Annotated in this window: 12 protein-coding genes; all 12 read right to left on the reverse strand. The window is 46.2% G+C overall.

What is annotated here, in order from left to right; genetic code table 11:
- Window positions 1–63: 63 nt before the first annotated feature.
- Window positions 64–477, reverse strand: coding sequence for a YeeE/YedE family protein (locus tag GWO68_RS06945; RefSeq protein ID WP_162345703.1), 414 nt, complete (start codon window positions 475–477; stop codon window positions 64–66).
- 117 nt (window positions 478–594) lie between these two features.
- Window positions 595–1,152, reverse strand: coding sequence for a YeeE/YedE family protein (locus GWO68_RS06950; protein WP_202923695.1), 558 nt, complete (start codon window positions 1,150–1,152; stop codon window positions 595–597).
- A 97-nt stretch (window positions 1,153–1,249) separates the two neighbouring features.
- Window positions 1,250–1,576 carry a rhodanese-like domain-containing protein gene (locus GWO68_RS06955; RefSeq protein WP_162345704.1) on the reverse strand — a complete coding sequence of 109 codons (327 nt, stop codon included), beginning with the start codon at window positions 1,574–1,576 and terminating at the stop codon, window positions 1,250–1,252.
- Between the two features lie 489 nt (window positions 1,577–2,065).
- A complete protein-coding gene (locus GWO68_RS06960; protein WP_162345705.1) occupies window positions 2,066–3,478 on the reverse strand; it encodes an MBL fold metallo-hydrolase in 1,413 nt (470 codons plus the stop codon).
- A 122-nt stretch (window positions 3,479–3,600) separates the two neighbouring features.
- Complete coding sequence (locus tag GWO68_RS06965) at window positions 3,601–4,464, reverse strand: sulfite exporter TauE/SafE family protein (RefSeq protein ID WP_162345706.1); 864 nt, start codon at window positions 4,462–4,464, stop codon at window positions 3,601–3,603.
- A 245-nt stretch (window positions 4,465–4,709) separates the two neighbouring features.
- A complete protein-coding gene (locus tag GWO68_RS06970) occupies window positions 4,710–5,513 on the reverse strand; it encodes a sulfite exporter TauE/SafE family protein (RefSeq protein ID WP_162345707.1) in 804 nt (267 codons plus the stop codon).
- Window positions 5,514–5,730: 217 nt separating this feature from the next.
- Window positions 5,731–6,381: a Crp/Fnr family transcriptional regulator gene (locus tag GWO68_RS06975; RefSeq protein WP_162345708.1), complete on the reverse strand. Its 651-nt coding sequence runs from the start codon at window positions 6,379–6,381 to the stop codon at window positions 5,731–5,733.
- A 104-nt stretch (window positions 6,382–6,485) separates the two neighbouring features.
- Window positions 6,486–7,835 carry an MBL fold metallo-hydrolase gene (locus tag GWO68_RS06980; protein ID WP_162345709.1) on the reverse strand — a complete coding sequence of 450 codons (1,350 nt, stop codon included), beginning with the start codon at window positions 7,833–7,835 and terminating at the stop codon, window positions 6,486–6,488.
- 125 nt (window positions 7,836–7,960) lie between these two features.
- Entirely contained in the window at window positions 7,961–8,803 is an 843-nt protein-coding gene (locus GWO68_RS06985) for a universal stress protein (RefSeq protein ID WP_162345710.1), read from the reverse strand.
- 218 nt (window positions 8,804–9,021) lie between these two features.
- Window positions 9,022–9,720 carry a phosphatase PAP2 family protein gene (locus GWO68_RS06990; RefSeq protein ID WP_162345711.1) on the reverse strand — a complete coding sequence of 233 codons (699 nt, stop codon included), beginning with the start codon at window positions 9,718–9,720 and terminating at the stop codon, window positions 9,022–9,024.
- A 55-nt stretch (window positions 9,721–9,775) separates the two neighbouring features.
- A complete protein-coding gene (locus GWO68_RS06995; RefSeq protein WP_162345712.1) occupies window positions 9,776–10,909 on the reverse strand; it encodes a VIT1/CCC1 transporter family protein in 1,134 nt (377 codons plus the stop codon).
- A gap of 25 nt (window positions 10,910–10,934) precedes the next feature.
- On the reverse strand, window positions 10,935–12,074 hold the full coding sequence (locus GWO68_RS07000; protein ID WP_162345713.1) for an efflux RND transporter periplasmic adaptor subunit: 1,140 nt from the start codon (window positions 12,072–12,074) through the stop codon (window positions 10,935–10,937).
- Window positions 12,075–12,077: the final 3 nt, after the last annotated feature.

The following is a 12,077-nucleotide window of genomic DNA, read 5'->3' on the forward strand; positions in this document are numbered from 1 at the left end:
TGAAAGCCACCGCTAAAAGCAAATGGCCCTCAGAACATATTTCACTTTTAGCCAAAGTGTATTTTAGTGTGGCAGCCTGTCTTTTATAGCGCCGTACGTATAAGTTCCTGCAATGGCACCGCCTACAGCCAGTAAAATAGCCCAGTAACCATACCCAATATTTACGAACATCGGCCCCGGACAAGCTCCGGTTAGCGCCCAGCCTAGCCCGAAAATGGTACCGCCGATCAGGTAGCGCGGAATAGACTTCTCTTTAGGCGTGAATACGATCGGGTTACCCTGGTAATCGCGCATTTTATACTTTTTGATAAGGTAAGTGATGATCACCCCAAGTATAACCGCCGTGCCAATTATGCCATACATATGGAACGACTGGAAGCGGAACATCTCCTGGATACGGAACCACGAAATGGCTTCCGATTTGCTCATCACGATGCCGAACAGAATGCCGGCTATTATAAATTTTAATCCTTTCACGGGACAGATAATTAAGAATTAATAATGATTAATGAATAATTGTAGTGATGAATGATTAATTAGAAAACAGCTAAAAGGCTACATTCTTATTATTCATTGCTTATTCATAATTACTCATTAAAAAATAAGCGGCATCAATACCCAGGTAGTGATCAAACCACCAATAAAGAAACCGATAACAGCTACCAGCGATGGCCACTGTAAGTTAGACAAGCCACTGATGGCATGACCCGACGTACAGCCACCTGCATAACGGGCTCCGAAACCGATCGCAAACCCACCCAGCAGCAAAATCAAAAATCCCTTCACTGTAAATAATGCCTCCAGGCTAAACAGCTCTTCGGGCTGAATACCGTTTGGTGCTGAAATGCCCATCTGGCTCAGGTCCTGTATAGTTGCCTGCGAGATCTGTACGACCTCACCGTTTGATAAAAACTGCGAAGAAATCACACCACCAATGACAGCACCTACCAAAAACAGCAGGTTCCAGGTCTGGGAGCGCCAATCAAAATCGAAGAACTTTACGGTTTTGCCTGCACCGCAGGCAGAGCAGATGGTGCGCAGGTTAGCTGAAACCCCGAATGATTTTCCGAAAAACAGCAACAGTACCATCACAAAGGCGATCACAGCGCCCGACGTGTACCACGGCCATGGTTGCCTTAATAGCTCTAACATATCTTTTATACTTTACTTTTGATTATATTAATACATGTGAGCAGGGAAGGAGCTCGTTCACAGACTCCTTCCGTTACCTGCTCAAAAATAGTTGAAATTATCTTGGCCAGGAACCTACTCCACCCGACAGGTTATAAGCTTTAAAGCCCTGTGCCGATAGCATGTCGCAGGCAGAGCCACTACGGTTACCGCTTCGGCAGAACACGAAGTATTCTTTATCCTTGTCGAGCGTCTTTAGTGCCTGCTGAAATTGTGAGGAAGTTACATCCAGGTTTTTAGCTCCCGGAATACTGCCTGAAGCAAATTCACCGGCTGTGCGTACATCCAGCAATTCAGCTTTTAAGGTATTGTTATACTTTGTTTTAAACGTATTACCGTCCAGGTTTTCGTAGTTCTTTGGTTTTGATCCGAATATATTAAACATGGCTTTTGAGTTTAGTTTTAGTTGTTTGTTTTAAATAACACTACAAATGTCGGAAGATCTGTAGCGGAGTTCAGTGACTTTGGTCACGCAGGGTGATTTTATAGTTTGAAGTAAGTAGGGCGCGAGTATCTTAGTTCACGACAACCTATAGTTAGGGCGTAGTATGGTTGAGTTACATATTTGTATCAGCTATTGAAATCACCCCCCTGCCCCCTTCAAAGGGCAGGGCCGTTTCATTCTCATAAATTAATTTACCATGGCGCGAGCGTCCTCGCTCGTGTCGAACTATAGTTGGGCCTCTGGCCCAGTCGGATTGCAAATCCGACTTTATAAGTAAGTCACGGATCGCAGATCCGCGCCAGCAAAAGGAGAACGAAATAGCCCTGATTCAAAGGGGGACAATCGGCAATGCGTAATTCTAAACTATAGTTTTACGATAGATGATAAAGTCCCCCTTTGAAGGGGGCAGGGGATGATACTTTCGCTGATTTACTTCAGTGTACTAGGGCAAACGAAGGCAGTTTTTGGTACTGCTGTTTCCGCAATAGCTTTAAAGCCGCCTTCCACGTTCACTACGTTATCAAAACCTCTAGCCTTAAGTATAGAGGCTGCGATCATAGAGCGGTAACCACCGGCACAGTGCAGGTACATTTGCTCTTCCTTAGGCAACTCGGCCAAATGTTCGTTCAGGTAATCCAATGGCGCTGAATGGGCAGTTTCTACGTGTTCTGCCTGGTATTCGCCCGGCTTGCGCACATCTACTACTTTAAGGACATTGTTCTGCTCGTAGCGTTTTGCAAATTCCTCTGCCGAGATAGAGTCAATAGTATCTGTTTCTTTGCCAGCTGCTTTCCAGGACTCAAAACCCCCTTTCAGGTAACCAATAGCGTTGTCGTAACCAACGCGGGCAAGTCTTGTTACCACTTCTTCTTCACGACCTTCATCGGCAACAAAAAGTATAGGCTGCTTCACATCCGGAATCAGCGCACCTACCCACGGGGCAAAGTTGCCATCTATACCGATGTTGATGGAATTTGGTATAAATCCGGCTGCGAACGTTTCCGGCTTGCGGGTATCCAGTACCAGCGCACCGGTTTCGTTGGCCGCAGCTTCAAAAGCATCCGGAGATAGTTCGTGTAAGCCCTGGGTCATTACCTCGTCAATATTGGCATAGCCTTCCTTGTTCATTTTCACGTTCATCGGGAAGTAGCCCGGAGGCGGTAATAGCCCTTCCGTAACTTCTTTCACAAACTCTTCTTTGGTCATGTCGGCACGCAAGGCATAGTTGGTTTTCTTCTGGTTGCCCAGCAGGTCGGTTGTCTCTTTGCTCATATTCTTGCCGCACGCTGAACCCGCGCCGTGTGCCGGGTAAACGATCACCTCATCAGCCAGCGGCATAATTTTGTTGCGCAGCGAATCGTACAGGTGCTCCGCCAGTTGCTCTTCTGTTAAGTCAGATTTTACAGCCAGGTCAGGGCGGCCTACGTCACCAATAAACAGCGTGTCGCCGGAGAAGATAGCGTAGTCTTTGCCGTTCTCATCTTTCAACAGGTACGTAGTAGACTCCATAGTATGCCCCGGTGTGTGCAGCACTTCTATAGTTACATTACCCAGTTTCAGTTCTTCGCCGTCGGTAGCAATGTGTGCTTTAAAAGTTGGCTGTGCATTTGGCCCGAAAACAATAGTTGCGCCGGTAGCTTTTGCCAGGTCCACGTGGCCCGAAACGAAGTCGGCGTGGAAGTGTGTTTCCAGTACATACTTGATCTTAGCATTGTCTTTTTCAGCTTTCTCTAAGTATGGCTTTATTTCGCGAAGCGGGTCGATGATGGCAGCCTCGCCGTTGCTTTCGATGTAATATGCGCCCTGTGCCAGGCAACCGGTATAGATTTGTTCTACTTTCATGGCAGTTGATGTTAGTTTGTTGATTTTTATACTTTGTTTTGATGTCACTCTTTACACTGATGACATTACAAATTTCAGCATATAGTAGCTATAGTTCAGTGACTTATATCACGCCGCCAGAGTTAGGCAAAAAATATTTCCTTTACGATAATATACACGCCCATCACGAGCACAAACCAACCGAAAGAAGTCTTCAGTTTGTCGGCATGGATCTTGGTTGAAAGGAAGGAACCGATGAAGATGCCTGAAATAGAGATAGCAGAGAAAATAGCCAGGAACATCCAATCGATCTCGTAGTTGAAAATATCACCTATAAAACCGAACAGCGATTTAACTGCGATAATTAACAGCGAAGTACCCACCGCCATTTTCATATCCAGCTTACTGAAGAGCACCAGCGCCGGGATGATCAGGAAACCGCCGCCTGCACCTACCAGACCGGTCAGGGTTCCTACAACCAGACCTTCGCCCAATATGCCATCATAGTTGAATTTTGGTTTCGGATGTATTTCTGTCTTATCGATATGCTCCACATCCAGCTCGGTGTCAATGTTCTCATCCACTACATCAACCGGCTCAGCAGATGCTTCTTTTTTCTTTTTGATCATCGAAATAGAAGCAAACACCATTAGTCCTGCAAACAATAGCATTAGCAACACGCCTTTGGTTACGACAAGGTCACCAACGGTAAACAGGTTATCCGGGATGGCCGGCACAATGTAGCGGCGGGTAATATAAACAGCGACTATAGAAGGCAGGCCAAATACCACCGCTGTTTTCAGGCTGACAAGGCCTTTTTTGTAGAACTTCCAGGAGCCCACCAAACTGGTTAAACCAACTATAAACAGCGAGTAAGCCGTGGAGATAACCGGGTTAAGGCCAATTAAATATACCAGCACCGGCACTGTAAGTATAGAACCACCACCGCCGATCAAACCAAGTGAAAGGCCAATGAGCATAGCCGCGATGTATCCGAGTATTTCCATATCCTTAAGTGCTATAAGTAATTAACGCTACAAAGATAGATCAGGCTATAGGCAGACACAGTGACTCTTGTCACAGAGCAGGTTTTTATGGTAAAAATAATGTTTATGTAGGAGGGTAAGTATGGTGATGCTGGGTTATTAAAAGAGAAAAGACCTGGTTTGAGCAGGCCATAAAATAAGTATAGCCCTGCTTTAGCTTTTGAATGGCTGGAGCAGGGCTACAACTATAGGAATTGAAATTAAATCTAAGAAAGGAAAATCTCTCTGCTTAAAATGTAAAGGCCCATGGCAAGTATAAACCAGCCAAATCCTTTCTTTAATTTATTGCCATCTATTCTAGAAGATAAAGCAGTGCCGATGTAAATACCAGCCACCGAAAGCGCTGAGAAAGTTAATAGGAAAACCCAGTCGATGTTATACTGAAAAACATCCCCCATAAACCCGATAAGCGAATTTGCTGCGATTATGAAAAGCGAAGTACCTACAGCCAGTTTCATATCCAAACCGGTGAAAAGTACCAGGGCCGGTATGATCAAAAAGCCACCGCCAGCACCAACCAGACCCGAAACCAGACCTACCAGCGTACCTTGTGCCATTACGGCAAAATATTGAATGTCTTGCTCTGCATCATCATCCTGTAGCTGAGTTTTTAATTTCGGTTTGCGGATCATGCTGAAAGAAGCCATCACCATTAATATGGCAAACAATACCATCAACAGGATGTCTTTTGTGATCTCGAAGCCCCCGATGTTGAGGATATGCGCCGGTATGGCTGGCACCAAGAACGTACGGGTAAGAAAAACAGTGGTAAGGGAAGGTGCCCCGAAAATGAGCGCTGTTTTAAAGCTTACCAGTTGTTTTCTGTAAAATTTGAAGCTGCCCACCAGACTGGTAGTACCTACTATAAACAGGGAATAGGAGGTAGACATTACCGGGCTTAAACGCATCAGGTAGACAAGTATAGGTACTGTAAGTATAGAACCGCCGCTTCCGGTTAAGCCTAAAGAAAGTCCGATAAGTATGGCAGCAATGTATCCGAATATTTCCATTAGTATATTTTATGATTGACAATACAAAAGTACTGCAACTGCAAAAGCATTACAGTGACTCATGTCACAGAGAAGGAGTTTGTAGTGAGTTTAAGAGTTAAAGAGTTTAGGAGTTAGAAAGTTATAAGGTTTCAATTTCACAAGTATAGCAGACTGCAACTTGCTATATTGTAACTCTTAAACTCACAAACTCTCTAACTCCTAAACTTTTTAACTCTTAAACTCCTAAGCTCAGATCGTGTACTTCTATGTAGTTGCGGTGGAGGGTTATGGCGCCGGTTTGTTCCAGTTTTTTGAGGAGTCGGGAAATCACTTCGCGGGAAGAATTAAGTTCGTCGGCAATTTGCTGGTGCGATAATTTTACTTGTTTGCCGCTTACTTTTACGTGGCGTTTCAGGTAAAAAACCAGGCGTTCATCCAGTCCTTTAAAGGCAATGCTGTCCAGGGTTTGCAACAACTCCTCGAAGCGCTGGCGGTACGACGCGATCACGAAATTATGCCAGCTTTTAAACTTGCCCAGCCACATTTCCGACAGTTCAGACGGCACCAGTATCACTTCAGAATCTTTTACGGCTTTGGCCATTATCTCGCTTTTCTCGGTGCGTGCCGTGCACATCATAGACAAAGCGCAGGCGCTACCCGGCTCCAGGTAATACATCAGAAATTCGTTGCCTTCGTCATCCTCGCGGTATACTTTAAGCAGGCCGCTAAGCAGCAAAATAGTTGACTTTATGTACTGGCCGCTACGCATCACTTCTTCGCCTTCTTCCACTTCGCGCAGGGTGCTTTGCGATAGCAGTTCGTCAAGCAGTTGGTCTTCCAGGTCCGGGAATTTCTTTTGTATGAGTTCCTTGGGTAGTACTTCCATAGTTTAGAGTGATGTGTTTTGGCTTTTTGAAATATACGCAAATAAATAAAAAACCAGTGCAGGCAATTGTTTGCACCTGCACTGGCAATAAAATTTAGTTATATTTACTTCTGTCCGTCCTTAAATTTGTTTACGGCTTCGCTCAGGTCCAGCACTTTGGTTTGCGGTAAAGCTGCTTCAACTATACTGCTACCTGCTGCAGAACGGTAACCACCTGCACAATGCACCACCACTGGTTTATCAGCCGGAATCTCTTTGGCTCGTTCGCGCAACTCTGGCAACGGAATGTTAATGGCCTTCTCAAAAAACTTACCACCTTTTACTTCCGAAGTATTACGGATGTCAACTATAGTATAGTCCTCCATGTTTTCGCGAAATTCCCCTACATTGATCTCCGGTGTTTTCTCTTCATAAACAGTGTCCAGAACAAAAGCACCTTTTATCAGTAGTTCGTATCCGATCTTGGCTGCTTTTGATATCAGGTCCTGTAGTTGCGCTTCGTTTTCTGCTGCCAGGTAGTATTTCTCATTCGGGCCAACTATACTTCCCAACCAGGTCTCAAACTTGCCTCCGTTCTGGATGTTGATCGCGCCTTTGTAGTGTCCTTTTTTGAATACTTGTTCGTTTCGGGCATCTACTATTACAGCTCTATCTTCCGGCTTATAGTTTTTCTCAAGCATTTTTACGCCTTCTATACTTGGTTTGTAATCGGGAGCGCCTTTTTTGTTCAGGCCCACATCGTAGCCAAAGTATTTTGGTATAAAGGGCTGGTCTTCAGTCAGGATCTTTACAAACGCATCTTCGCTCATCTGCTGCAGGGCATAGTTGCCAATTTTCTCTGCGCCGATGGTGCTGCTGTTGGCGTCGCTCAGGGCTTTACCGCAAAGCGAGCCGGAACCGTGCGCCGGGTAAACCGTTACGCTGTCATCCAGTTTCATCAGTTTTTCGCGGGTGCTATGATACATCTGGCGTGCCAGTTCTTCGCGCTTAGCTGTAATATTACCGGCACTTTCACGCAGATCCGGGCGGCCTACATCGCCTATAAAAAGCGTATCGCCTGTAAACACGGCTTTGTCTTTGCCTTCGTGCTCCAGCACAATGCTGATTGAGTCAGGAGAGTGGCCTGGCGTGTGCAGCGACTTTAACCTGATTTTACCAATTTCTATAGTTGCGCCTTCGTCAAAAGCAGTGTGTTTGTAGTCGGCACCAACCAGGCTGTGGGCATAAATAGTTGCACCTGTCTTGTTACTTATTTCCAGGTGAGAGCTCACAAAGTCGGCATGCGGGTGTGTTTCGATCACACCTACAATTTTTGCGTTATTTTCAGAGGCATAATCATAGTATGGCTGTGGGTCGCGGGCTGGGTCTACCAGTACAATTGCTGCGGCGCACTCGCTTAAAATAGCGTAGGAGTAATGAGCTAATCCTTTGTCTTCAAACTGTTTAATTTTCATCAGCTTTAATTTTATAGTTGATAAATGCCGGAAGCGTATACTTGCTCCCTCATTTTAATACAAAGATACTAGGCTTAAACAGCGTATACAGTGATGTTTGTCACATAGGCTGCATCAGTTGCGGCTTACTTCAAATGGTAGGTCAGCAGCGGACGGATGCAATGATTTACAAGCGTTTCGGCTATACTTCCATAAAACAGGTGGTTTATCCCTTTGCGTGCGTGCGTTCCGATCAATACCAGGTCCATTTCTGAAGCTTCGTTAAAATTGCGCACGCCGGCCGGCACTTTATAGTTGTGATGCAGGTGCAGCTCATAGTTCTGTAAATCATAGGTATCGGCAAAGCGGCGCATGTTAAGTTGTATTTTCTGGCTTTGCTGCTCATCTTCTTTGCCTATTATTTGTAACAAATGTAGCTTGGCGTTGAACAGGCGCTGCAGGTTTTTGATGGTAACTATAGTTTGCTCCGGTTGCTTTTCGGCCCCGAAATCGGCTACCCACAATATGTTATGGATAGGTGTGATGGATGCGAACTGATGGACAGTAATAACAGGCACATCAGTATAACGCACCACATGCTGGGCCTCCGAGCCGGATATTTTCTCCAGCCAGCCATCAGCCCCTTCCGTGCCCATCACTACTAAATCGATCTGGTGAGTGGCTGCATACCTGGCAATAGCTGTAGTTAGCCCACCGTACACGATCTCGCTGGTAAAGTCAAAATCAGCCTGCTTTCGCAATTCCTCAAACCGCTGTAAAGCCTTTTGCTCTTCTGCTTTAAACTTTTGCTTATCCAGGGTTTCAGAGGCTTCGGCAGAGCCGCCCCAGTCGCCGGTGTTTACTTCCAGTACATGCACCAGGTGCGTGTTTACCGGCGTAGTTTGCAACAGGAAATGCAGGAACTCGATCGCTTTAAAAGACACCGGCGAAAAATCTACCGGAACTAATATGTTTAACTTCTTTTCCATGGTGGTGTGTATGGTTTATACTGTTGCCGCGAGGCTGCTTATAGTTGTGTTTTGATTATCGTTACAAAAATGCAGCATACTATAGCCTCGTTCAGTGACATTGGTTACATAGGCAATTTATTTTAAGGGCGAAGTACAGGCAGGTATAAAAGCAGTACCAAGAACTCAAACAAAAGCATTGTAAAAGCTATAGTTAGAATTCGGAATGCATGTGCCGGTTATATTTTGGATGTTGGTTGATACCTGGCGATATAAAATTTTTCTATACCGGAGAGCAGGTACAGGGAAGCCATTAGCCAGATTAAACCCATCAAATACCCAGCCACTACATCAGTAGCATAATGCACCTTTAAATAGATGCGGCTAAACCCGACGAGCAACACGATCAGGGAAAGCAGCACACATAGTAGCCAGCGCCATAGTTTGTTTTGAACCGTGGTAAAAACAATATAAATCAGTAGCCCATGAAAGACGCCCCCGATCATGGCATGGCCGCTCGGGAAACTCAGTCCGGTAGCATCCAGCAGGGCAATAGGTGGGCGCGGACGCTCGAAGTATAGTTTAAGCAGCTGGTTAAGTATAGAGCTAACAAATGAAATGAGCAGTACCCGCAGGCTGTGCCAGCGCATGTCTTTGTAAAACGAAAAGATAAGTATAAACAACGCAGGAAGTATGATCAGGTACTGTTCAGACCCTAAGTAGGTAATGTAGCGCATAAAACGCGTCATGCCGGGCGAAGCAAGCTGTTCAGCAAAAGCAAATAATCTTGTATCGAAGCCAGTATCGCTGTCTGTGAACACATCGTGCACTATAGAATACGTAACCGAAAGGCAGACAAGGAAAAGAAGGCTGAGTGTAACGACCTTAACTGAGAGCAGCGCAACCAGGTGCAATATTATGCGGCCAATGGGCTTCATCCTATTTCATACGAGCCGGAATTAACACCAGATAAATGGTTTTATAGTTTGCCTGTTAACCAGCTATACTTACCCCGATCAGTTTACCAATAACATAAGTAGTGGCCGCAGCCGCCAACCCGAAAAGCACCTGCCTGAAACCCGAGAACCAGATACTTTTGCCGGTAAAAAGCGTTATGGCCGCACCAATTACAAACAAACCGATGGTGCTGAAAGCAAGACTCTGGCCAATAGCCATGTAGCCCGAAGTATAAAAAAATGGAATGACCGGAAGTATAGCCCCGACGGCAAATAGCAGAAAAGATGTAATAGCAGCTTCCCAGGCAGAACCTTTCAACTCTTCGGTGTTAATGCCCAGTTCTTCTTTTACCAGTATTTCGTGGGCATGTGCGGTGTTTTGTATGGCAGCAGCTGCCATCTGGTGCGCCTGCGCTTCAGGTATACCTTTGGCAGTATAGATCAGGGCAAGCTCGCGCATTTCCCCTTCAGGGTTAGTCTCAATTTCCAGCATTTCCAGGTCCATCTGTCGTTCATACAGTTCCTGCGAGCTCTTTACTGATATCCATTCGCCCAGCGCCATGGACAATGCCCCAGCCAGTAAGCCGGCCATACCTGCCAGCAACACGCCACTCTGCCCGTCGGTGGCGCCGGCTACGCCCATCACAAGGCTCATGTTAGAAACCAGGCCATCGTTTGCACCCAGCACAGCTGCCCGAAGTGCATTACCGCCTATACTTTTATGTTTGCCCTCTATGCGGGAAATGTGTTCGCCCGATACTTTGCTTTTGCTGCTGAGCAGTGCCTGTAAAATTTTAACATGGTTGGCTTCGTCGCCGGAAATGGGCACGTGATTTTTCTCTTTCTGAGCCAGCTGGGCAGCTGTTATACTTTTTTCAGTGTCCATCAGTACACCTATAATGTATCCGTAACCCAATAGTTTGCCAATGCGGTTGAGAGTGCGGGCGCGCCAGGAGGGAGGCGGCACCGTTATCTTTATTCCATCCCGGAGTAGCTTTTCAGTCATTTTGGATACGTGCTCCAGTTCTATTTCACCTAGCTCCCGGAACATGTTGGCAATGGCAGGCACTTCCTCTGCGGCAGCTACCCGACTGTACAAATAAGCGGCATCAACTTCTGTCTGTAAGCTGTCTGTATACTTTTTTATTGCTTTAGGGTCGGTTGTAGCCATGTGCTTAAATGTCTTAAACTATAGTTTACTCTTCTTCCTTGTTCTTTAGTTTCATGAGCAGGGTGTAGGCGCCGTGGGTTACGTAGGTTTGGTTTTCGGGGCTTATAGTTTGGCTGGGCGCAAGTGCTGTAAAACCATGTTCGGAGTTACCTGTCTGGGCTTCCAGCATCTCAAAAATGCCACTGTCGCGGGCCGCGAAAACATATTGCTTGTTACCGTACCTAACTATAGCATCTTCGGGCAGGGTATAGGCTTTTTTGCTGTGCACCTCAATTTCCGCGTTCATAAACATACCGGGCACCAGTGCAGGGTCTTCTTTCTCGAGGTGGCAGTGTACTTCCACAGCACGGTCGTGGGTAACGTCTTTGCCGATGTAGATGATCTTGCCGGGATATTTTTTCTCGGGCTGGTTGGCCCGGAACGCAAGTATCTGCTGCCCGATCTCAAGTTTATCCAAATCCTTTTCAAAAACTGTAAGCATCAGGTGCAGGTCGCGTGGGTCTACCAGTTCAAAAAGTACATCGGTAGGAACTACATACTTGCCCACATTCACATTCACTTTAGTTACGTAGCCATCAATGGGAGAGTAGAGCCTTAACGTGCGGGTCAGGTTGTTTTCGGTGAGCCGGTTCGGGTTAATGCCCACCATGCGTAGTTTTTCGGCCAGGGCTTTTAAAGCAACCTGCTGGCTCTGGTACTCGGACTGGGTTTGCTGGTATACTTTATCGCTGGTGGCTTTGCTCTGGTTCAGTTCGCGCTGGCGGCTGTACTCTTTACTCAGGTAACCGAGCCTGGCTTTGGCTGTCAGGTAGTCCTGTTGCAATTGTATGTAAGCCTGGTCCTCAAGCTCGGCCATTAGCTGGCCTTTTTTTAGGTGCATGCCGGGCAGCAGCGTGGTCCTTTTAAGGTAGCCGCCCAAAGGCACACTTACCGAAACCATGCTTTGGGGCGGGGCTTCCATGGTGCCGTTTACCAACACTACCGATGCTATCTGTTTTTCTTCAGCTTTGCCGGTAGTAATGCCTCCATTCTTCATCTGCACAGGCGTAAGTTGCACCAGGTTGGTTTCCTGCGGCTTTTCAGCTATAGTTGATTCGGCGGGTTGTTCGGAGCTGCAACCGGTTAAAACTCCAATTGCAAAACAAAGGTATAGGATCTTTTTCATGGC

This window comes from Pontibacter fetidus (assembly GCF_010119545.1).
Classification (GTDB): Bacteria; Bacteroidota; Bacteroidia; order Cytophagales; family Hymenobacteraceae; genus Pontibacter; species Pontibacter fetidus.

What these genes read in the sequence shown, in the direction of transcription:
- GWO68_RS06960 (WP_162345705.1), bottom strand. Translation starts at nt 3,478, where the DNA reads ATGAAAGTAGAACAAATCTATACCGGTTGCCTGGCACAGGGCGCATAT.
- GWO68_RS06950 (WP_202923695.1), bottom strand. Translation starts at nt 1,152, where the DNA reads ATGTTAGAGCTATTAAGGCAACCATGGCCGTGGTACACGTCGGGCGCT.
- GWO68_RS06955 (WP_162345704.1), bottom strand. Translation starts at nt 1,576, where the DNA reads ATGTTTAATATATTCGGATCAAAACCAAAGAACTACGAAAACCTGGAC.
- GWO68_RS06980 (WP_162345709.1), bottom strand. Translation starts at nt 7,835, where the DNA reads ATGAAAATTAAACAGTTTGAAGACAAAGGATTAGCTCATTACTCCTAC.
- GWO68_RS06990 (WP_162345711.1), bottom strand. Translation starts at nt 9,720, where the DNA reads ATGAAGCCCATTGGCCGCATAATATTGCACCTGGTTGCGCTGCTCTCA.
- GWO68_RS06965 (WP_162345706.1), bottom strand. Translation starts at nt 4,464, where the DNA reads ATGGAAATACTCGGATACATCGCGGCTATGCTCATTGGCCTTTCACTT.
- GWO68_RS06970 (WP_162345707.1), bottom strand. Translation starts at nt 5,513, where the DNA reads ATGGAAATATTCGGATACATTGCTGCCATACTTATCGGACTTTCTTTA.
- GWO68_RS07000 (WP_162345713.1), bottom strand. Translation starts at nt 12,074, where the DNA reads ATGAAAAAGATCCTATACCTTTGTTTTGCAATTGGAGTTTTAACCGGT.
- GWO68_RS06975 (WP_162345708.1), bottom strand. Translation starts at nt 6,381, where the DNA reads ATGGAAGTACTACCCAAGGAACTCATACAAAAGAAATTCCCGGACCTG.
- GWO68_RS06995 (WP_162345712.1), bottom strand. Translation starts at nt 10,909, where the DNA reads ATGGCTACAACCGACCCTAAAGCAATAAAAAAGTATACAGACAGCTTA.
- GWO68_RS06985 (WP_162345710.1), bottom strand. Translation starts at nt 8,803, where the DNA reads ATGGAAAAGAAGTTAAACATATTAGTTCCGGTAGATTTTTCGCCGGTG.